The following is a 19764-nucleotide window of genomic DNA, read 5'->3' on the forward strand; positions in this document are numbered from 1 at the left end:
CAATTAATAATCATGTTGCATTTGAGGTTTTTTTGTCGAACTTACAGCAAGACCCAGCTATTAGAAGTTTACTAGAGCGAATGCCTAAAAACATTCAAACTACTTTTACTGATGAACAATTAGCGCATTTAAAAATAGCCATAGGTGCTAGGCAGTGGGGTAATCATGCTGTTGACTGCAGAGGCGTAGTTAAGTTTTTTAAATACCGTTATTACTATGTTTTTTTAGCGGGGCGAAACAGGCGCGAATTAAGCATAAAAGAGCAAAAAATAGCAAGGTTTACTCAAGCAATAATTTTAAGTTTGGTAGTCACGTTTACTATTTTATTTACCTTGCTGGTTTTATATTTAATTAAGTCAGCATTGGGAATTGATATATTTGATGGATATTCGTTTGGGGTTTGGAGTTGGTTTAAGGGGCTATTTAATTAAACTTAAATAAAATGTGAGTATTCTTTTTGATACTTAATGAACAAAGCAAGAGTTAGCTAAAAGATTTAAACATGAATTTTAGTACTTTTGTCGGAATCAGTAATTGAACAAAATTGGCTAATACTATATTATCCCCGTGGATTTTGTGAGGTGCTACTCACACTGAATTAGCTATAAGGAATTAAGCAAAATGACATCTCCAAGGACTTTTAAACCTTCAGGTTCCTCTGATGCCAATTTTTACAGATTATTTGATATATTTGCGTTATTTTTAGCTTTTCAGTGCGCAGCCTTACTCTACAGTTTTAAACTCACTCCTATTTACGCTGCCTCTGCATTAACTGTTGCCCTAAGCTATTTATACAGTGCTGAGCTGTTTTCTACCTATCGCTCTTGGCGTGCAGGGAAATTTAGAACAATGGTAATGTGTGCATGGGGTAGTGTGCTCATTGCTTTTGCGTTTTTATTAGTTGTGTCTTTTGCTTTTAAGTTTACCGAGTCGCTTTCACGCGTTGGTGTGGTTATTTGGTTTTTACTAAGTGTGGCTTATTTGTACATTTGGCGCTTAGGGGTTTATTGGTATAAACGTAGTCGCCGTAAACTAGGGCTATCGCAACGCAATGTGGCCATTATTGGCGCCACTGAGTCTGCTGCTTATTTACATACTGAAATAGTTAAACACGATGAGCTTGGGTTTAACTTTAAAGGTTTTTACGACGATAGAAGCCCTGAACGTTTGTTTGAACAACTTGAACAGCAGGGCGTTGAGGGCGGTATACAAAGTGCGGTAGATGCTGCTCGCAATGGCGAAATAGACATACTTTATATTGCGCTGCCTATGAAAGCGCAAAAACGTATAGCCGACATTTTATTGCAGTTGGGCGATACCACAGTAGATGTGCACATAGTGCCAGACTTTTTACTCTCAAATTTAATACATGCTCGCATTGAGCATGTCGGTGATGTAGATACACTAAGTGTGTTTGAAGCACCTTGTATTGGTACTCACGAATTTATAAAGCGGACAGAAGATATAGTTGTTTCGGCTATTATTGTTACCTTAATCACCCCATTATTATTGATTATTGCTGCCGCAATAAAGCTGACATCTAAAGGGCCTATTATTTTTAAGCAAGATCGCTATGGCTTAGATGGGCAAAAAATAAAAGTGTGGAAGTTCCGCTCGATGACGGTGACTGAAAACAGCGATGTGGTGACTCAGGCAACTAAAAATGATGCCAGAATTACTCCTTTAGGTGGCTTTTTGCGCCGAACTAGCCTAGACGAACTGCCGCAATTTATAAATGTTTTAAAAGGTGACATGTCTATTGTTGGGCCAAGACCCCATGCGGTTGCCCACAATGAGGAATATCGAAAAAAAGTAGAATTTTATATGTTTAGGCATAAAACCAAACCGGGTATTACCGGTTGGGCACAAATAAACGGCTGGCGCGGCGAAACCGATACACTTGATAAAATGGCCAAGCGAGTTGAATACGACTTACATTACATTAAACATTGGTCTTTATGGTTTGATGTAAAAATAATTTTTATGACAATTTTTAAGGGATTTAAAAGTGAAAATGCGTACTAATACAATTACCACTTTACTCGTTGCGTTAGGCTTATCAGCACCAGCTTTGGCAGTAGAATTAAAGCCAGGCAGTGTAATGACCAAAGATGGCGCTGAGGTTACACCTATGCTGCAGCTGGGTGTAAGTAGCAACGACAACTTTTTTAGCACACCAGAAAACACCGAGTCGCGTTTAATATGGAATATAGCGCCGAGTTTAGAAGCGCTTATTGAAGACGGCCCTGACAGTTATAAATTTGATATTGCATCAAGCACGTCGTTTCATAATAAAGACACTACCGATAACTTTACCCAAGTTAATGTGGGTGCAGGTGTACACAAAGAGTTTACTAGCCAACACCGTTTAGATGTAACAGGCGATGCTGATTGGTTATACGAGCCACGAGGAGCTGGTTTAACTGAAGGACAAGGCAGCGTTATAGATGAGCTAATAAAATATCAGCAACAAAGCTTAACAGCTCGTTATGAATATGGTGCACAGAGCTCAAAAGCTCAGCTTGCTTTAATGGCGGGCTACTATAACAAAAATTATCAAAACTTTACGGCCATATCGCAGTACCGCGATTATGATAAACCTATGCTGGGTATTATCGGCTATTACAACACCCAAGCAGGTACTCGTGCATTTTTAGAAGTAAAGCAAGAAAACTACCGCTACGATGTAATTGACTCTAACGGTATTACTCGTGATTCAGATGACGTAAAAGTGTTATTAGGTATGGAGTGGGAAGCCACAGCTGTAACTACTGGCTCATTTAAAGTGGGTTACCAAAATAAAGATTTTGAGTCGAGCCTACGCGATAACTTTAGTGGTTTAAGCTGGGAGGCGGCAGTCGTTTGGAAACCTCTTACTTATTCATCGTTACAGCTAGTTACTAGCCGTGCAGCTAAAGATCCGTTACTAGATGGCGATTACATTCGTGAAAGTGTCTATGGTGCGACGTGGCAACATGATTGGAGCGATTATTTAAGCTCTGTAGTAAGTGCTAATTATGTTGAACAAGCGTATTCAGGTAATTTTGACCGAGACGACAAAGTTAAAAATGCTCGTTTAGGGTTAAACTATTTAGCCAGTAATTTTGGCATGGTTACTGGTTATGTTGACTTTATTGACCGTAATTCAACCCAAACGAATATTGAATTTGATCGCGTAATTGTAGGCCTTAATTTTACATTTGCATTAAAGGGAAATGAATGAAGGTTAAAATTTTAACTGGCTTTATTTTGTTAATGAGCTTTTGTAGTTTTGCGAACGATTCGCAAAACTACATTTTAGGTGCAGGTGACAAAATAGAAATTAAAGTATTTGGCCAGCCTGATTTAGAAGTCACTGCACTTCTGGGTAATAGCGGTGAGATTAACTACCCATTTTTAGGTAAAGTTAAGCTAGTAGGTTTAAATGTAGCGCAAGTTGAGCAAACAATTAGTGAAGGCTTACAGCCTGATTTTTTAGTTGACCCGAATGTATATGCTCAGGTAGTAGAATATCGACCGTTTTACATTCATGGTGAAGTTAAAGAGCCAGGCGCATACCCATACCAACCCGCTATGACAGTAAACCAAGCTATTGCATTAGCCGGTGGATTAACTGAGCGCGCCTCAGTTGATAAAATATTTATTTTTAAAGAGCAAACCAAACAGCAGCAACTAAAAGGTAGTTTAAACAGCCAAATTGCAGCGGGCGATACCATAAAAATAGAACAACGCTTGTTTTAAAGCAGTTTAAAGGCAATTACAAAATGAATCACATATCCGATAAGCCTAGCAATAACGATGAAGTTATTGATTTAGGTGCATACCTTAATGTTATTAAACGCGCTAAATGGCGTATTTTAGGTTTTGCGATAGTTGTTACGCTTTTAACTATTATGGTTACTTTAACTTTAATACCTAAGTATACGGCTACCGCTACATTATTAATTGAAGCAGAGCAGACCAAAGCAGTTAGCTTTGATGAAATTTACGGCTTAGACTCCACAAAAAAAGAATATTACTTAACGCAATTTGAAGTTATTAAATCAAATAGCATTGCACGCGAAGTAATAACTAAACTGGATTTAAAGTCACATACAGACTTTATTGCTAAGCCCTCTGTTTTAGGTGAGCTTAAAAGTTCGATTAAAAGTGTCCTACCTTTTTTAAATAAAAAAGAGACAGTACTTCTTTCACCTGAGGAACAAGCTCAAAGAAAGATGCTTGATTTACTGGCGAGCTTTAAGTCAAGACTTAGTGTGTCGCCAATAAATAAAACTCAGCTAGTTAGAGTTAGTTTTGAGTCGAGCGATCCTAAACTTGCAGCACTTGTCGCTAATACCGTGGGTGAAGTTTATATTGAAAGCCAAATGCGCGCTAAAATGGGCATTACCCAGCAGGCATCGAGCTGGTTAAATACGCGTTTATCAGAGCTGCGCATTCAATTAGATAGCTCTGAAGTGCGCTTACAAGCTTATCGAGAAGAACAAAAACTTGTTGATATTGAAGGTATTGCGGGGCTGGTAACGCAAGAACTTGAACAAATGTCTAAGCAGTTGGTAGAGACTCGTGCAGTAAAAAACAACTTAGAAAGTATTAATCGCGTTATCAATGAATACGGTAACGATAATATTGAACTTTTAGGTAGCATGCCTGAAATTACATCACACCGCGTAGTACAAGATGTAAAACGCGAAGTGGTACTCGTTGAGCGAAAAGTAAGTGAACTTGGCGAGGTTTATGGTGCAAAACACCCTAAAATGATATCAGCAAAGGCTGAGCTTGCGACGGTTAAAGCTAATTTAAATAAGCAAATTAAAGGCCTTATTACGGGCATTGAAAAAGAGCTCAACAGAACTACCCGCACAGTAAATGCGCTTGAACGCGATTTAGCAAAAATTCGTGCCGAATATCAAGATATTACTCGCAAAGAAACGCAGTACAATCAGCTTAAGCGTGAAGTTGAAACGAATCGTAATATTTTCAATACTTTTTTATCTCGCTCTAAAGAGACTGAGGTAACGAGTGACTTTAGTTCAGCGGCAGCCCGCTTTACTGACCGTGCCTATGCACCTAAGGATCCGAGTAAACCAAATAAAAAACTAATTGTTATATTAGCATTTGTTGCAAGTTTTGGTTTTGCAGTGGTAATGAGCTTTATATTTGATGCACTCAACGATACGATTAAAACAAAAAGTGATGTTGAAAGTAAGTTAGCGCAACGCATGCTGGGATTACTCCCACATGTTGATATACCTAAAAATAGTTATTTTCCGATCCATGCGTATTTAGAAGATCACTATCGACGCTTTGCTGAATCGGTACGCACATTCCGTACTAGCTTGTTACTTACTCATTTAGACCGTGCGCATAAAGTAATTGCTGTTACTTCAACGTCACCTGGGGAAGGTAAAACAACAACTTCTGCTAATTTAGCAATGTCGCTTGCCCAGATGGGCAAAGTATTATTGATTGATGCTGATTTACGTAAACCAAGCTTAGCAAAACGTTTTGATATTCCTGTTTTTCACCCTGGTTTAAGTAATTTAATGATGGGTACAGAGCAGTTTGCAGAGTGTGTGCACATGGATGAAAAGTCAGGTGTTGCTATTATGCCAAGTGGCCAAATTCCAAGTAATCCGTTGGAATTACTCTCTAACTCACGGTTTGATGATTTATTAACGGTATTAAAAGCGAAGTACGATCATATTATTATCGATACACCGCCTACTCAAGCAGTAAGTGACGCCTTGGTTATTGCACAAAGTGTTGATTCGGTAGTCTATGTTGTTAAATCAGATATAACACGTATTAAGCCTATTACGGCAGGGCTTGAGCGTTTGTTTGAAGTAAAAGCCCATGTTGCTGGCGTTGTTCTTAACAAGGTTGATATGAGCAAAAGTAAAGATGAGCATAGCCACGGTTACTACGATTACTACGACTACTCTCAGCAACCAGAGCAACCACAAAAAGATAGCTAACTTATGATTGATATACACTCTCATATTTTGCCTGGAATTGATGATGGCGCTAAAGATTTAGATGAAGCTTTAGCGTTATTAAAAATAGCGCAAAGCGATGGTATAACGCATATGGTAGCTACCCCGCACATTCATCTAGGGCGCTTTAATAATGCGAGTTCTCATATATATGATGATCTCGCTAATTTAAAAAATCATGCCATAAATGCGGGGATCTCGATTAAATTGGCAGTCGCCGCTGAGGTTCGTTTAGATGTAGAGCTAATGGCATTAATAATGGCCAATAAACTTCCCTTTATTGGCCGCATTGAAGGTGTGAACTACTTATTATTAGAGTTACCCCATTCGCATGTACCTCAAGGTTACGATAAGTTTATTTCATGGTTAGCAAAACAAAATATTAAAGTAATCATTCCTCATCCTGAACGTAACCGTGATATTCAAGCTAAACCATTTTATATAGAACATTTAAGACAACTTGGTTGTGACTTTCAATTAACGGCATCAAGTCTAGAAGGGATCTGGGGCGATAAAGCCAAGACGATTTGCAAAGATATGCTTAAAGCTGATTTAGTTAAGTATGTGGCAACCGATGCACATTCAGTAAAGCGCAGGCCACCAATATTAAGTAATGCAAAGCAAATTGTTAGTGACTTAGTTGGTGCTGAAAAAGCAAATGAGTTATTTTTAACTAATCCTTGGCATTTAACTGAGTCTTTATTTAGTGACTAACTTTAAATTTAATCGGACGATACAAGCCGCTATCTTAGCTATGATCACTTTATGCATCATTTATCTTAGTGTTCAGAGTATGCGTGCTAATTCTTGGTACTTCAGTGCGCGTAATACTGTGCAGCATATGGCTTCTGATCCAGCTGACTATTCGCGGCTATCGGATGCAGAACGTGCTATTGCCTTGGCAACAGAGTTAGAACCTTCGCATCCGCATTACTGGCAGCTACGTGCACATATAAATATGTTAAATATTAATGCCTTTAAGGATTCAGCTGAAGCTACGCAAGCCAATAATATGCAAATTTATAAAGAGGCTGAACAAGCGCTTTTAAAGTCAGTTGAGCTCAGGCAAAGCTGGGCTGAAACATGGATTGCATTAGCGCAAGTTGTGAGTTATCAAGAAGGGGCCAGTGAACGCGTTTATGAGTATATTCAACAAGCAAAGTCCGTTGGGCCAAATAAACTAAGTGTTCATTTAGGGATTATTCAACTTGCTTTAATAAATTGGCCAAACTTACCGCCTAAGTTTAAAGCGTTATATGTTGCTGAACTAAATTTGGCAGTTAAACATGGGTACCATTTTTTTGAGGTGTTTAATTTAGCTAAACAAGTTAATAGGTTACCTACATTGTGCTTGTCACTTCAATTTGGAAATGCGTTTGAAGACGTTAGGGCAGCTCATCTGTATAAAATACATTGTAATACCAATTCTAATAAATAGCTGACCTATTTTACTTGCTAAAACAACCCATTTCTTAGTTGTAAATTTCGCAAAGGGAACAATCATTTTCATCAATTTACGCCTAGAACTGAACTATTTTTTCGGCGTAAAATTTAGACCACATACTTAATGGAATTGGTATAAATAAAAACGCCCAAAGACTTATAAAAATCTTTGGGCTATAAAGTGACTCTAAATTGAGTCTAGCGTTAACTAAAACACTTTCTTAGTTCTTTAGGGACAAGAAGAAAGTATTTAAAAGTGTAGTAAAACCACCTAATAAAGCATAACTAATTTTGCCACTTAGTTACATTTGGCAATAAAGGATTAGATTAATTATGCATGTTCTATACTTTAGTTTAGCCCCAGCTTATTAATTGTGTATTTTGTACTAGATCTCGTGGTAATGAATTTTTAATCTTATTTTTTTGCCATTTCCCCAGCCCGATAGGGCAACCACACAATGTTAATACCACCTCACCCAGTGTTTGGGTTACTTCACTTAAGCGTATATCTTTACCTTGAAAATAATCATTAGCTTGCTCGTTATTTAAAGCAAGTACATTGGTTTTACACTCATTGCCAAATACGGTTGCAAACTCGTGGGTTAACCTCACGCCATTTTTATGAATGATGCCAATTTGAATACCTAAACGTGCGTATTTGATCTTGTTTTGTACGGCTTCAAACCCCTCAGGAAATAACCACAGTTCTTTGTCGCGCTGCATTAAGCTGCCAGGCAGATTAGTTAGCCCAAAGTGCTTTTTAAGCGATTGCATAAACGCAGCACTTTGTTTTTTATCAAACTCGTTAAACGGGAATGCGCCTTTTTTAACAGTTTGATTTGGGTTATTGCAACTTGCGTGCTTTTTAAATTTAGCAATAAAAAAGCCTTCGCTATCGAATGTTTGCGGCCATACATGTAAATAACCTTCAGCGGTAGTAGCACTGCTTGCACCTTCAAATAAGTCGCTTAGGGATTGCGGTGCTATGTAGTCACCAAATTCACTGAGTAAATAATCGCATACTTGCTGATTTTCGAGCGGGGTAAGTGTGCAGGTTGAATACACTAACGTGCCACCTGGCTTTAATGCGTAAAATGCGCTTTTAATTAAGTCTTTTTGTACTTGAGCAATTTGTATGTTTGATTCTATTGACCAGTTTTTTAGTGCGTCGGCGTCTTTACGTACTGTGCCTTCGCCAGAGCAGGGCGCGTCTAGTAAAATACTATCAAAGCATTCAAACATGTAGTTGCCAAATATAACGCCATCAAAGTGCGAGAGCGCACAGTTACCAACGCCCATGCGTTTAAGCGTGGCGCTAAGTACTTTTAAACGTGAAGACGAAAGCTCGTTAGCAACGAGTACGCCTTGGTTATTCATAAGTGCTGCAAGTTGCGATGTTTTAGAACCCGGCGCAGATGCCATATCAAGCACGGTGTTATTTTGAGGGTCTGCTAGTTCAATACTTTGCTTTAATGCGATAGGCGGCAGCATCGAACTTGCTTCTTGTACATACATAGCACCGCTTAGGTGTAAGTCGGTATTACCAAGGGCTAGGTTTTGCTCTTCATCGCTTGGGCGCTCTAGCCAAAAACCTTCACTGCACCATGGGATTGGGGTTAGCAGCCAATTTTTTTCAGTTGCACGTTTTACAAATTCTTCAATGCTAATTTTTAATGTATTAACGCGGATAGATTTTCTGAGGGGCCTGCGACACGCATTTAAAAAGTCATCTAAGTTTAGATGCGCTGGTAAATAGGTTTTTACGTCGTCAATAAAGTGCTCAGGAATAAAAGTGTTGGCGTTCACGCATTAGCTCATACTATAAAAATAAAGCGCGATAATAACATTTATATAAGGTGTTTTCAGTGCTAAAAAGCATATTAATTACTTTGAATTTATGTCGACACTTTACTGCGACAGCTTATTTTAAAACCAGTTATATACGACTTTAGATTAATAGTGTCGACAATCTGGGTGTTTTTTAGTCTTTTTATTGGGTTTTAGGGTTGACATATTTTTTTAATAAGCACATAGTAACGACATTAATTGTCGACAATCTAAAAAATAAATTATGACACACACATTTTTAAACGAAGCGCCTATAACTACCGCATCAGATCAAGTATTTGTAGATATGCGCCGTGAGATTGTTGAAGGTACTATAGTTCAAGGTAGTAAAATATCAGAGCCTGAGCTTGCCAAGCGTTATGGTGTAAGCCGTGCAACGCTTAGAGAGGCGTTAAATCGCTTAGAAAGTTGTTACCTTGTTGAGCGTAAAGCTAACGTAGGTTGCCGAGTGGTAGCCCTTACCGCTGAGCGCTTGATTGAAGTTTACCAGGTTCGTAGCTCTCTTGAGGGCTTAGCATGTAGGCTTGCTGCCGACAATATGGAACCTGAAGAAGTAAAAGGCTTGAAGCAATTACTTAATCAGCACCTACAAACACAACGTGTTAAAGAGGGCGAGTCTTATTATCAAGAAGCCGGCGATTTAGATTTTCATTACCGTATTATTAAAGGCAGTAAAAACGCGCATTTAATTCATTTACTGTGTAATGAGCTTTATCAACTAATACGTATGTATCGTGTGCAAATGGGCATGGTGGGGCCGCGTGTATCAAAAGCGTTTGATGAGCATTTAGCCATTATTAACGCCATTGAAAACCACGACGGTGAACTGGCCGAAATGTTAATGAAGCGCCACATAAGCGCATCGCAAGCAAATATTCAAACCAAATTCGACGTATACCAATCAATATGAGTATTCGAACAATTTAACGGATTAAATCGCTCCGTAACGTCGTTAAAAATTTTTTATTTAGAACCACTAAACATAAAAATTATTGCCTAGTTACAGAACGATTTTCTTATCGTTAAATAGACCTCATACGCATACAGATTGATATTATTCGCAAAAAGCATAAGCTGCTAAAAGCTAAGCAGAATAGTTAAAAAGTCATGATTACAGATTAAAACTATAAGTTACTCCACGTAGCAACCGTTCAAAGTGAGGAGAAAGTAATGTCAGCAGGATTAAAATTTAAACAGGCTATTGCCAATAACCGCCCGTTACAAGTTGTAGGCACTATTAACGCATATACAGCGATGATGGCAGAAAAGATGGGCCATCAAGCTATTTACCTCTCAGGTGCCGGTGTTGCAAACGCCTCTTTTGGTATGCCTGATTTAGGTATGACAAGCCTTGATAACGTGCTTGAAGATATTCGCCGTATTACAGGCGCGAGCGATTTACCGCTGTTAGTTGATGCCGATACCGGTTGGGGTGGGGCGTTTAACATTGCACGCACAGTAAAAGAAATGACTAAAGCCGGTGCAGCGGGCTTTCATATAGAAGACCAAGTAGCGCAAAAGCGCTGTGGCCATCGTCCTAATAAAGAAATTGTAAGCCAAGGTGAAATGGTTGACCGCATTAAAGCAGCGGTTGATGCAAAAACCGATAGCGATTTTTATATTATGGCGCGTACCGATGCATTTCAAAAAGAAGGTTTAAATGCCGCGATAGACCGTGCAGCTGCCTGTGTTGAAGCCGGTGCTGACGCTATTTTTGCAGAAGCCGTACACGACCTTGCTGATTACCAAGCATTTGCAAAAGCGATTAACGTTCCAATTTTGGCAAACATTACTGAGTTTGGCCAAACACCTATTTACACTAAAGAGCAGTTAAGCGATGTAGGCGTTGAAATGGTGCTTTACCCACTAAGTGCATTTAGAGCCATGAACAAAGCAGCATTAAACGTGTATTCAGCAATTTTAAATGAAGGCTCGCAACAAAGCCAAATAGAAAATATGCAAACGCGTTCTGAGCTTTACGACTTTTTAGATTACCACACGTACGAGAACACACTCGATACACTTTTTTCATCAAAATCTGACAAATAATAAAATCACACACAAATTTAAGATAGGAGAAGATCATGGTAGATAAAGCATTAGGCGGCGCGGGTTTACGCGGACAAGTGGCTGGTCAAACAGCATTGTGTACTGTTGGACAAAGTGGTTCTGGTTTAACGTATTGTGGTTACGATATTAGTGAACTGGCCGAAAAAGCGCAGTTTGAAGAAGTCTCATTTTTACTTTCACGCGGTGAGTTACCTACAACTAGCGAACTGGCTGAGTATAAAGCAAAGCTAAAAAGCTTACGCGGCTTACCCGATGCACTTAAAACCGTGCTTGAAAATATTCCTAAAGACGCGCATCCAATGGATGTAATGCGCACGGGCTGCTCAATGTTGGGTAACCTTGAAACAGAGCTTGATTTTAGCCAAGCCAATGATGCAATCGACCGTATGGTTGCTGTGTTCCCAAGTATTATTTGTTACTGGTACCGCTTTACACACGATGGTGTACGCATTGAAACGCAAACAGATGACGATTCTGTAGGTGCACACTTTTTAACGCTATTACACGATAAAGCACCTAGCGAGTTATTTGCACAAGTGATGAACGTATCACTAATTTTATACGCAGAGCACGAGTTTAATGCTTCTACTTTTACGGGGCGTGTGTGTGCATCAACGCTTTCTGATATTCATTCTTGTGTAACTGGCGCGATTGGTACGTTGCGTGGTCCACTTCATGGCGGCGCTAACGAAGCAGCTATGGATATGATTCAAGGTTTTACAAGTGCTGAGCATGCTGAGCAAGAAGTAATGGGCATGCTTGAACGTAAAGATAAAATTATGGGCTTTGGTCATGCTATTTATCGCGAATCGGACCCACGCAATGTAATTATTAAAAAATGGTCTGAAAAACTAGCTGCAGAGGTAGGCGATACCGTGCTTTACCCTGTGTCTGTTCGTTGTGAAGAGATTATGTGGCGCGAGAAAAAGCTGTTTTGTAATGCCGATTTTTTCCATGCATCGGCTTATCACTTTATGGATATTCCGACTAAGTTATTTACGCCAATATTTGTAATGAGCCGTGTTACGGGTTGGACTGCGCATGTAAAAGAGCAACGTGCTAACAACCGTATTATTCGCCCAAGTGCCGATTACACAGGGCCTGATGCACGTAGTTACACACCAATCGAATCAAGACGTTAATTATTTTTAACTAAGGTGAGCCAATGGCTCACCTTTTACGGCTTTAATGCTTTATATAATAAAAACAACTGCAAACCTAAAGCCTTTCTTGAAAAATACCAATTGCATTCTCCATAAAATTGGTACTACATCCGTCACCAAATTAGCGAACCCTTATTATGACCATAATTAATAATACCCAATACCGTAAACCTCTACCGGGCTCAAGTGTCGACTACTACGATACACAAGAAGCCGTTGATGCAATTAAGCCAGGTGCATACGCCATGCTACCTTATACATCGCGTGTATTTGCCGAAAACCTAGTACGCCGATGCGATCCTGCCATGTTAACAGATGCACTTAATCAGCTAATTGAACGCAAGCAAGATTTAGATTTTCCGTGGTATCCGGCGCGTGTAGTATGCCACGATATTTTAGGCCAAACGGCGCTTGTTGATTTAGCAGGGCTTCGTGATGCAATTGCAGCTAAAGGCGGCGATCCGGCAAAAGTGAACCCAGTGGTACCCACTCAGTTAATAGTTGATCATTCACTAGCGGTAGAGCATGCCGGTTTTGATCCTGACGCATTTGAAAAAAACCGCGCCATTGAGGACAGACGCAATGACGACCGCTTTCACTTTATAAATTGGACTAAAACTGCCTTTAAAAATATCGACGTGATCCCACCGGGTAACGGCATTATGCATCAAATTAATCTTGAAAAAATGTCGCCGGTTATTCAAAACCGAGATGGCATTGCATTTCCAGATACACTAGTAGGTACCGACAGTCACACACCACATGTTGATGCACTGGGCGTTATTGCCGTGGGCGTAGGTGGGCTTGAAGCTGAAAGCGTAATGCTGGGCCGTGCTTCTTATATTCGCTTACCCGATATTGTAGGTGTTGAGCTTACAGGCAAACGCCAACCAGGTATTACCGCAACCGATATTGTGCTGGCTATTACTGAATTTTTACGCGAGCAACGTGTTGTATCTACTTATTTAGAATTTTATGGTGAAGGTGCTGACGCGCTTACACTTGGTGACAGAGCAACTATTTCGAACATGACGCCAGAATTTGGCGCAACTGCAGCCATGTTTTATATCGATGATAAAACAATAGATTACCTGCGTTTAACTGGCCGCGAAGAAGAACAAATAGCCCTTGTAGAAAACTACGCTAAAACAGCAGGCCTTTGGAGCGATAGCTTAAAAACCGCAAAATATGAGCGCGTGCTTAAGTTTGATTTATCAAGTGTGGGGCGCAATATTGCGGGTCCATCTAATCCGCACCGCCGTGTATCAACCAGCGATTTAGCTAAAGAAGGTATTTCGGGCGTTGTTGAAAATGAAGAAGGCTTAATGCCAGACGGCGCGTGTATTATTGCCGCTATTACTAGTTGTACTAATACCAGTAACCCACGCAACGTAATTGCCGCTGCACTACTTGCGCGTAACGCAAATGCTAAGGGATTAATGCGCAAACCTTGGGTTAAAACCTCATTAGCACCGGGCTCAAAAGCGGTGCAATCATACCTTGAAGATGCAAACCTGCTAACAGAGCTTGAGCAACTTGGCTTTGGTATTGTTGGCTTTGCGTGTACAACTTGTAATGGCATGAGCGGTGCGCTTGACCCTGTTATTCAAAAAGAAGTCATCGATCGCGATTTATACACTACAGCCGTGCTTTCGGGCAATCGTAACTTTGACGGGCGAATTCATCCTTATGCTAAACAAGCATTTTTAGCGTCACCTCCTTTAGTTGTTGCTTACGCCATTGCAGGTACTATTCGCTTTGATATTGAAAAAGGGATACTAGGGCAAGATCAACAAGGCAACGATATTACGCTTAAAGATTTATGGCCATCAGATGAAGAGATTGATGCAGTAATTAAGCAAAGCGTTAAGCCAGAGCAATTTAGAAAAGTATACGAGCCGATGTTTAATTTAACCGTAGATTACGGTGAAGATAACGACCCACTTTACGACTGGCGCCCAGAAAGTACGTATATTCGTCGCCCTCCTTATTGGGAAGGTGGACTTGCGGGTGAGCGCATAATGACCGGTATGCGTGCGCTTGCAGTTCTTGGCGACAACATTACAACCGATCACCTATCGCCATCAAACGCGATTATGGCAAGCAGTGCCGCTGGCGAATACCTAACTAAAATGAACGTACCAGAGGAAGATTACAACTCGTATGCCACTCACCGAGGCGATCATTTAACAGCGCAGCGCGCAACCTTTGCTAATCCAAAGCTGCTAAACGAAATGGTGCTTGATGAAAACGGCGAGGTTAAGCAAGGCTCTTACGCACGCCTAGAGCCACAAGGTACTAACACTCGTATGTGGGAAGCAATCGAAGCCTACATGGAGCGTAAACAACCACTTATTATTGTAGCGGGTGCAGATTACGGTCAAGGTTCGTCGCGCGATTGGGCTGCAAAAGGCGTAAGGCTTGCAGGCGTTGAAGTAATAGCAGCTGAGGGCTTTGAGCGTATTCACCGTACTAACTTAATTGGTATGGGTGTTTTACCACTTGAATTTAAAGCAGGCACAACCCGTAAAACGCTAAAGCTTGATGGCAGCGAAACGTACGATGTAGCGGGCGATTTAAAACCAGGTGCATCAGTTAATTTAAGTATTACCCGTAAAAACGGTGAAGTACTTACTGTGCCTATGAAGTGCCGTATTGATACCCAAGAAGAGCTTTCTATTTACGCGGCTGGTGGTGTGTTACAGCGTTTTGCACAAGACTTTTTAGAAGCAACGCAATCTGCATAAGGGCAAACATTATGTTTAAACCGCAAATTAAAGTGCCTGCAACCTATATGCGTGGCGGCACCAGTAAAGGTGTGTTTTTTAATTTAACTGATTTACCAAAGCCTGCCCAAGTAGCAGGCGAGGCGCGGGATAATTTATTACTGCGTGTTATTGGCAGCCCCGATCCGTATGCTAAGCAAACGGATGGCATGGGCGGCGCTACATCAAGTACCAGTAAAACAGTTATTTTAAGTAAAAGTGAGCAAGCCGATCACGATGTTGATTACTTATTTGGTCAAGTGGCAATAGATAAACCTTTTGTGGATTGGAGCGGTAATTGCGGCAACTTAACGTCAGCAGTAGGTGCCTTTGCCATTAGTAATGGTTTGGTCGATAAAAGCAGAGTACCTAATAACGGTGTTGCTATCGTGCGTGTGTGGCAGGCTAATATTAAAAAAAGCATATTAGTGCATGTCCCTATGACAAATGGCGTAGTGCAAGAAACCGGTGACTTTGAGCTCGATGGCGTTACCTTTGCAGCAGCCGAAGTAAAACTTGAGTTTATAGATCCCGCTGATGGCGATGGCGCGTTATTTCCAACCGGTAACGTAGTTGATGACTTAGAGGTGCCGGGTGTGGGTACGTTAAAAGCAACAATGATAAATGCAGGTATTCCTACGGTATTTATTAACGCCGCTGATATTGGCTATACAGGCACAGAGCTGCAAGACGATATAAATAATGATGTTGCTGCACTTGAAATGCTCGAAACTATTCGCGCTTATGGCGCTGTTAAAATGGGCTTAATCACTAACATTAATGAAGCGCAAGCTCGCCAACATACGCCAAAGGTTGCGTTTGTTGCAGCGCCTTTAGACTACACAGCATCTAGCGGTAAGCTTATTGAGGCTGCAAACATTAACTTACTCGTGCGCGCTATGTCGATGGGTAAGCTGCATCATGCAATGATGGGCACAGCCGCTGTTGCTATTGGCACGGCCGCAGCAATCGAAGGCACACTCGTAAATATAGCCGCAGGTGGCGGTGCATTAAGTGAAGTTAACTTTGGTCATCCGTCGGGCACGCTAAAAGTAGGTGCTGAGGCTAAAAATAATGCAGGTAACTGGCTAGTTACCAAAGCAAGTATGAGCCGAAGTGCACGGGTACTAATGGAAGGGGTTGTAAGAGTTCCTCAGTAGTTCTCAATTAATAACTATCTTACAGCCATCGCATAAGTATTATGATTAATTTGCAGTATCAAAATGCTTATGCGCTTTCTTTATTGTTAAAACTAATAATAAAACAGCACTAATTCATAGCGCCTGAATCGAGGTAGCTGCCGATCCCGAGTGTAAACATCCATATCCCCCATAAACTATGCTCAATAACGCACACAAAGGTTGAGCGGCTTTGTGCGTAGGTATAAGCAAACAGTAAGCCACCTAAAAATGCTAAACCTACTGCAATCCAATTTGCATACACAATATGCGCCAGCGCAAATACAGTTGCACTAATTATTATACGCACGGTTTTTTTTGGCATAATTCGTTTATAACGATGAAAAAAGTAGGTTCTGAATATTAACTCCTGAGGAATAACCGACAGTATTGGGTAGAGCAACAACAGTAAAAGCCAATCATTAAATGAATTGCGGGGAAGGGTAAACCAGTTACCTTGATGAATAATCCCGTAAAACATCCCCGAAAACAGCGCACCTAAAAAAAAGAAACTAAACAAACGTTTTTTAACCGCAGAAAATTGCCCAAGGCTTGTGAGTCTAAAACGCTTAAAATGAGGATCGCCCAGTAGCAACATACAACACACACTCATCAATATAATAAGCGCAGGAATAAGCCAGTTAGCTAAATGCTCGCGTAATCCAAAACCCAGTAAGGGCAGCAGTACAAAAATGAGGGTAAATTCAAACCAGCGATATTGATTGGCGTTCAAGGTCGTCTCAACTTGCTTTTTTTAATAAGCTATCAAGCTAAGACGACATTTTTATGACGAGGGGCTTACTTTGCTGGCTCTTCTTCACTAGGGAGGTATTTGTACAAGGCAATAATAGTGGCAAAAATACTCACAAAGGTAATACCCATTAAACCAAATACTTTAAAGTTGACCCAAAAGTCGAGCGAAAAATTATACGCAATGTATATATTTAGTGCTGCAATACCCGCTGTAATTACAACCCACATTAGGTTGAGCTTATTCCATAAAGGCTCAGGTACAACAATGGCTTGTTTTGTATCATTAGCATTTTCGAGTATTGAGCTAAGCGCTTTTTTAACGAGATTTTTTTTAAGTGCATAACGGCTAACAAGTAACGTTAAACTTAAACCTGCGTATATCAGCGTTGCTTTCCATTTAATGTATTGCTCATCATGTAGTACCAGCGTTAACGTACCAAAAACGGCAGCAATGCCAAAAAATATCCACTGACGAGTAGGCACAGAGCCATGCTTAAAGTAGCTATAAGCAACTTGAATGAGCGTAGTGGCCATTAATAAACCGGTAGCCCAGTAAATATCGACAAGTTTAAAAACGGCAAAAAACAGTATGAGCGGAATGTATTCAATTAAAGCGTGCATAGTCTACCTAAATTATACAAAAAAGAATCAAAGGCTTTTTACCACATAAAGCTTAGCAACTACAAGGTTGACTTGTTGCCCTGTAACCCTTAGCCTGCGTGGCTTTATTACCAATTTGGTTTGGTATTTTTTATATCATCATATTCCCACGCTTAACCAACACTGATTTAGCGTGTATTTAGGAGCCTAAAATGAATAAAGCAGAACTCGTTGCTGCCATTGCACACAAAAGTGAATTAACAAAAAAAGATGCTCAAGCGGCACTTTCAAGCTTGCAAAAAGTCATTACTAAATCGCTTTCTGAGGGCGATCAGGTTCAAATTAATGGTTTTGGTACGTTTGCACTTAGTTACTACCCAGCACGCACCGGTCGTAATCCACAAACAGGCGCAGCAATTGAAATAGAAGGCGCAAACAAAGCTGTTTTTAAACCGGCTAAAGCGTTAAAAGATCTTCTTTAAATGGTATTACTTAGTTTGCTCGTTTGCTGGGCTTGATTGAAGTTATTAAACATACTATTAAACATAAAATTTATGGATTTTGCTCATTACCCAAGCAAGCGTAGTGTTTGTTTTGTAGACGTGCAGCTTGCTGACGTGACGAGCGAAGCTCGAAATTTAAGATTGAATATAGCGTTATAAGAGTGAGTAATTAGAAGCTGCGCTTCTCGCGCAAGCAAGCTTAGCGCCTACCGATAAAATAAAGCTCAGCGTTTACAGGTAAAGATTAATCGGTGTTTTTTGTAGACGTGCAGCTTGCTGACGTGACGAGCGAAGCTCGTAATTTAAGGTTGAATATAGCGTTATAAGAGTGAGTAATTAGAAGCTATCGCTTCTCGCGCAAGCAAGCTTAGCGCCTACAGAACAAATAAAACTTAGCGTTTACAGGTAAAGATTAATCGATGTTTTTTGTAGACGTGCAGCTTGCTGACGTGACGAGCGAAGCTCGAAATTTCGAGTGAAATAAGCGCATAAAGAAAAGTAATTAGAAGCTACCGCTTCTCGCGCAAGCAAGCTTAGCGCCTACAGATAAAATAAAGCTTAGCGTTTACAGGTAAAGGTTAATCGATGTTTTTTGTAGACGTGCAGCTTGCTGACGTGACGAGCGAAGCTCGTAATTTAAGGTTGAATATAGCGTTATAAAAGTGAGTAATTAGAAGCTGCGCTTCTCGCGCAAGCAAGCTTAGCGCCTACCGGTAAAGTTTAACACGGTGTTTTTGTAGACGTGCAGCTTGCTGACGTGACGAGCGTAGCTCGTAATTACTTAAGTCTGTAAGTCCCAAAAACAAGCACCCACAAAAAAGCCCACATAACGTGAGCTTTTTAAAAACGAGCTAAAACTTACTGCTGCTTTTGCGGCGGGAAGTTACTTAAAATTTCGCTCACTGTTTTATTAATTGAAGCTTCACGTTGTTCTGGCGATTGATTTTTCTTTAATCGACCTTCTTTTGCGCCGCGCCATACTAGCTGGTTAGATTCACGGTCTACAATATCAATAATCAGTGTACCAACTTCGTATTCACGTGCGGTGGTATCTTTTTGAAAGCCATTTCCCCAATAACCCCAATTATGGCGGTAACTTGTGCTAAATGTGTCTATTTCAAGTTCTTTATCAACCGATGCATGATAGTTAACAAGTACATCAGCATTTGCTGCATCAACTAAACTCATACCTAATGTTTGGCTCAATTCTGCATTAACGGCAGTACGAACACGTTTTTCCATTAGGCCATTAATTTGATAGTTATTTGTGTCTTTAGTTAAGCTCGCGTTTTCTACCCAAGCAAATGTTTTAAAATTACTAAAGTTAGCTGATTTATCGTAATCCCAATCTGGGGTTTGTGTACAGGCTGTAAGAAGTGCTAGCGCTGCAACAATAAGTATATTTTTCATTACGTTTGCTCCAATAAAATGCGTTAATTTAAAAT

General features: G+C 40.3%; 17 protein-coding genes. 13 read left to right on the plus strand and 4 right to left on the minus strand.

The genetic code is table 11. The annotated features are described in order from the left end of the window. The first annotated feature begins 32 nt into the window (after positions 1–32). From PX700_RS07070 to PX700_RS07100, 7 genes are all read left to right on the plus strand, one after another. Entirely contained in the window at positions 33–431 is a 399-nt protein-coding gene (locus PX700_RS07070; protein WP_479520317.1) for a 3-phosphoshikimate 1-carboxyvinyltransferase, read from the plus strand. A gap of 190 nt (positions 432–621) precedes the next feature. After that, positions 622–2025, plus strand: a complete 1404-nt coding sequence (locus tag PX700_RS07075) for an undecaprenyl-phosphate glucose phosphotransferase (RefSeq protein WP_479520318.1) — start codon at positions 622–624, stop codon at positions 2023–2025. After that, the gene (locus tag PX700_RS07080) at positions 2009–3223 is read left to right on the plus strand and encodes an outer membrane beta-barrel protein (RefSeq protein WP_479520319.1); all 1215 of its coding nucleotides are present in this window, start codon (positions 2009–2011) and stop codon (positions 3221–3223) included. The genes PX700_RS07075 and PX700_RS07080 overlap by 17 nt, the downstream gene beginning before the upstream one ends. Next, positions 3220–3741 carry a polysaccharide biosynthesis/export family protein gene (locus PX700_RS07085; protein WP_415635812.1) on the plus strand — a complete coding sequence of 174 codons (522 nt, stop codon included), beginning with the start codon at positions 3220–3222 and terminating at the stop codon, positions 3739–3741. Before PX700_RS07080 ends, PX700_RS07085 begins: the two co-directional genes overlap by 4 nt. 23 nt (positions 3742–3764) lie before the next feature. Beyond that, a complete protein-coding gene (locus PX700_RS07090) occupies positions 3765–5978 on the plus strand; it encodes a GumC family protein (protein WP_415635813.1) in 2214 nt (737 codons plus the stop codon). Positions 5979–5981: 3 nt separating this feature from the next. Next, the gene (locus PX700_RS07095; RefSeq protein ID WP_479520320.1) at positions 5982–6710 is read left to right on the plus strand and encodes a tyrosine-protein phosphatase; all 729 of its coding nucleotides are present in this window, start codon (positions 5982–5984) and stop codon (positions 6708–6710) included. Further along, positions 6703–7434 carry a VpsP family polysaccharide biosynthesis protein gene (locus tag PX700_RS07100; protein WP_415635815.1) on the plus strand — a complete coding sequence of 244 codons (732 nt, stop codon included), beginning with the start codon at positions 6703–6705 and terminating at the stop codon, positions 7432–7434. Before PX700_RS07095 ends, PX700_RS07100 begins: the two co-directional genes overlap by 8 nt. A 359-nt stretch (positions 7435–7793) precedes the next feature. On the opposite strand, the gene rsmF is transcribed toward PX700_RS07100, so the two are convergent. Further along, positions 7794–9245, minus strand: coding sequence for a 16S rRNA (cytosine(1407)-C(5))-methyltransferase RsmF (gene rsmF / locus PX700_RS07105; protein WP_479520321.1), 1452 nt, complete (start codon positions 9243–9245; stop codon positions 7794–7796). 265 nt (positions 9246–9510) lie between these two features. Between rsmF and PX700_RS07110 the strand changes: the two genes are divergently transcribed. The 5 genes from PX700_RS07110 to prpF all read left to right on the plus strand — a co-directional run bounded on the left by PX700_RS07110 (position 9511) and on the right by prpF (position 16445). Beyond that, a complete protein-coding gene (locus tag PX700_RS07110) occupies positions 9511–10197 on the plus strand; it encodes a GntR family transcriptional regulator (RefSeq protein WP_479520322.1) in 687 nt (228 codons plus the stop codon). Positions 10198–10457: 260 nt separating this feature from the next. Then, positions 10458–11336: a methylisocitrate lyase gene (prpB, locus tag PX700_RS07115; protein ID WP_166421428.1), complete on the plus strand. Its 879-nt coding sequence runs from the start codon at positions 10458–10460 to the stop codon at positions 11334–11336. A 35-nt stretch (positions 11337–11371) separates the two neighbouring features. Beyond that, a complete protein-coding gene (gene prpC / locus PX700_RS07120; protein ID WP_415635818.1) occupies positions 11372–12499 on the plus strand; it encodes a bifunctional 2-methylcitrate synthase/citrate synthase in 1128 nt (375 codons plus the stop codon). A 158-nt stretch (positions 12500–12657) separates the two neighbouring features. Further along, the gene (acnD, locus tag PX700_RS07125; RefSeq protein ID WP_479520323.1) at positions 12658–15267 is read left to right on the plus strand and encodes a Fe/S-dependent 2-methylisocitrate dehydratase AcnD; all 2610 of its coding nucleotides are present in this window, start codon (positions 12658–12660) and stop codon (positions 15265–15267) included. A gap of 11 nt (positions 15268–15278) precedes the next feature. Further along, the gene (gene prpF / locus PX700_RS07130) at positions 15279–16445 is read left to right on the plus strand and encodes a 2-methylaconitate cis-trans isomerase PrpF (protein ID WP_479520324.1); all 1167 of its coding nucleotides are present in this window, start codon (positions 15279–15281) and stop codon (positions 16443–16445) included. A 109-nt stretch (positions 16446–16554) separates the two neighbouring features. Here the strand turns inward: prpF and PX700_RS07135 are convergent, their stop codons facing one another. Together PX700_RS07135 and PX700_RS07140 are read right to left on the minus strand one after the other, a co-directional pair. Next, positions 16555–17196: a CPBP family intramembrane glutamic endopeptidase gene (locus PX700_RS07135; RefSeq protein WP_479520325.1), complete on the minus strand. Its 642-nt coding sequence runs from the start codon at positions 17194–17196 to the stop codon at positions 16555–16557. A 65-nt stretch (positions 17197–17261) separates the two neighbouring features. Further along, a complete protein-coding gene (locus PX700_RS07140; RefSeq protein ID WP_415635822.1) occupies positions 17262–17837 on the minus strand; it encodes an inner membrane-spanning protein YciB in 576 nt (191 codons plus the stop codon). A gap of 191 nt (positions 17838–18028) precedes the next feature. Here PX700_RS07140 and PX700_RS07145 point away from each other — a divergent pair, with 191 nt between their 5' ends. Beyond that, positions 18029–18298 (plus strand): HU family DNA-binding protein, encoded by a 270-nt coding sequence (locus tag PX700_RS07145; RefSeq protein WP_077538106.1) that lies wholly within the window; start codon positions 18029–18031, stop codon positions 18296–18298. A gap of 879 nt (positions 18299–19177) precedes the next feature. Here PX700_RS07145 and PX700_RS07150 read toward each other — a convergent pair. Further along, a complete protein-coding gene (locus PX700_RS07150) occupies positions 19178–19729 on the minus strand; it encodes a DUF4136 domain-containing protein (protein ID WP_415635823.1) in 552 nt (183 codons plus the stop codon). Between the last annotated feature and the right edge of the window lie 35 nt (positions 19730–19764).

The sequence above is a fragment of the Pseudoalteromonas sp. TP27 genome (assembly GCF_056470645.1).

What these genes read in the sequence shown, in the direction of transcription:
- PX700_RS07075 (WP_479520318.1), top strand. Translation starts at nt 622, where the DNA reads ATGACATCTCCAAGGACTTTTAAACCTTCAGGTTCCTCTGATGCCAAT.
- PX700_RS07085 (WP_415635812.1), top strand. Translation starts at nt 3,220, where the DNA reads ATGAAGGTTAAAATTTTAACTGGCTTTATTTTGTTAATGAGCTTTTGT.
- PX700_RS07090 (WP_415635813.1), top strand. Translation starts at nt 3,765, where the DNA reads ATGAATCACATATCCGATAAGCCTAGCAATAACGATGAAGTTATTGAT.
- PX700_RS07095 (WP_479520320.1), top strand. Translation starts at nt 5,982, where the DNA reads ATGATTGATATACACTCTCATATTTTGCCTGGAATTGATGATGGCGCT.
- PX700_RS07110 (WP_479520322.1), top strand. Translation starts at nt 9,511, where the DNA reads ATGACACACACATTTTTAAACGAAGCGCCTATAACTACCGCATCAGAT.
- prpB (WP_166421428.1), top strand. Translation starts at nt 10,458, where the DNA reads ATGTCAGCAGGATTAAAATTTAAACAGGCTATTGCCAATAACCGCCCG.
- prpC (WP_415635818.1), top strand. Translation starts at nt 11,372, where the DNA reads ATGGTAGATAAAGCATTAGGCGGCGCGGGTTTACGCGGACAAGTGGCT.
- acnD (WP_479520323.1), top strand. Translation starts at nt 12,658, where the DNA reads ATGACCATAATTAATAATACCCAATACCGTAAACCTCTACCGGGCTCA.
- prpF (WP_479520324.1), top strand. Translation starts at nt 15,279, where the DNA reads ATGTTTAAACCGCAAATTAAAGTGCCTGCAACCTATATGCGTGGCGGC.
- PX700_RS07140 (WP_415635822.1), bottom strand. Translation starts at nt 17,837, where the DNA reads ATGCACGCTTTAATTGAATACATTCCGCTCATACTGTTTTTTGCCGTT.
- PX700_RS07145 (WP_077538106.1), top strand. Translation starts at nt 18,029, where the DNA reads ATGAATAAAGCAGAACTCGTTGCTGCCATTGCACACAAAAGTGAATTA.
- PX700_RS07150 (WP_415635823.1), bottom strand. Translation starts at nt 19,729, where the DNA reads ATGAAAAATATACTTATTGTTGCAGCGCTAGCACTTCTTACAGCCTGT.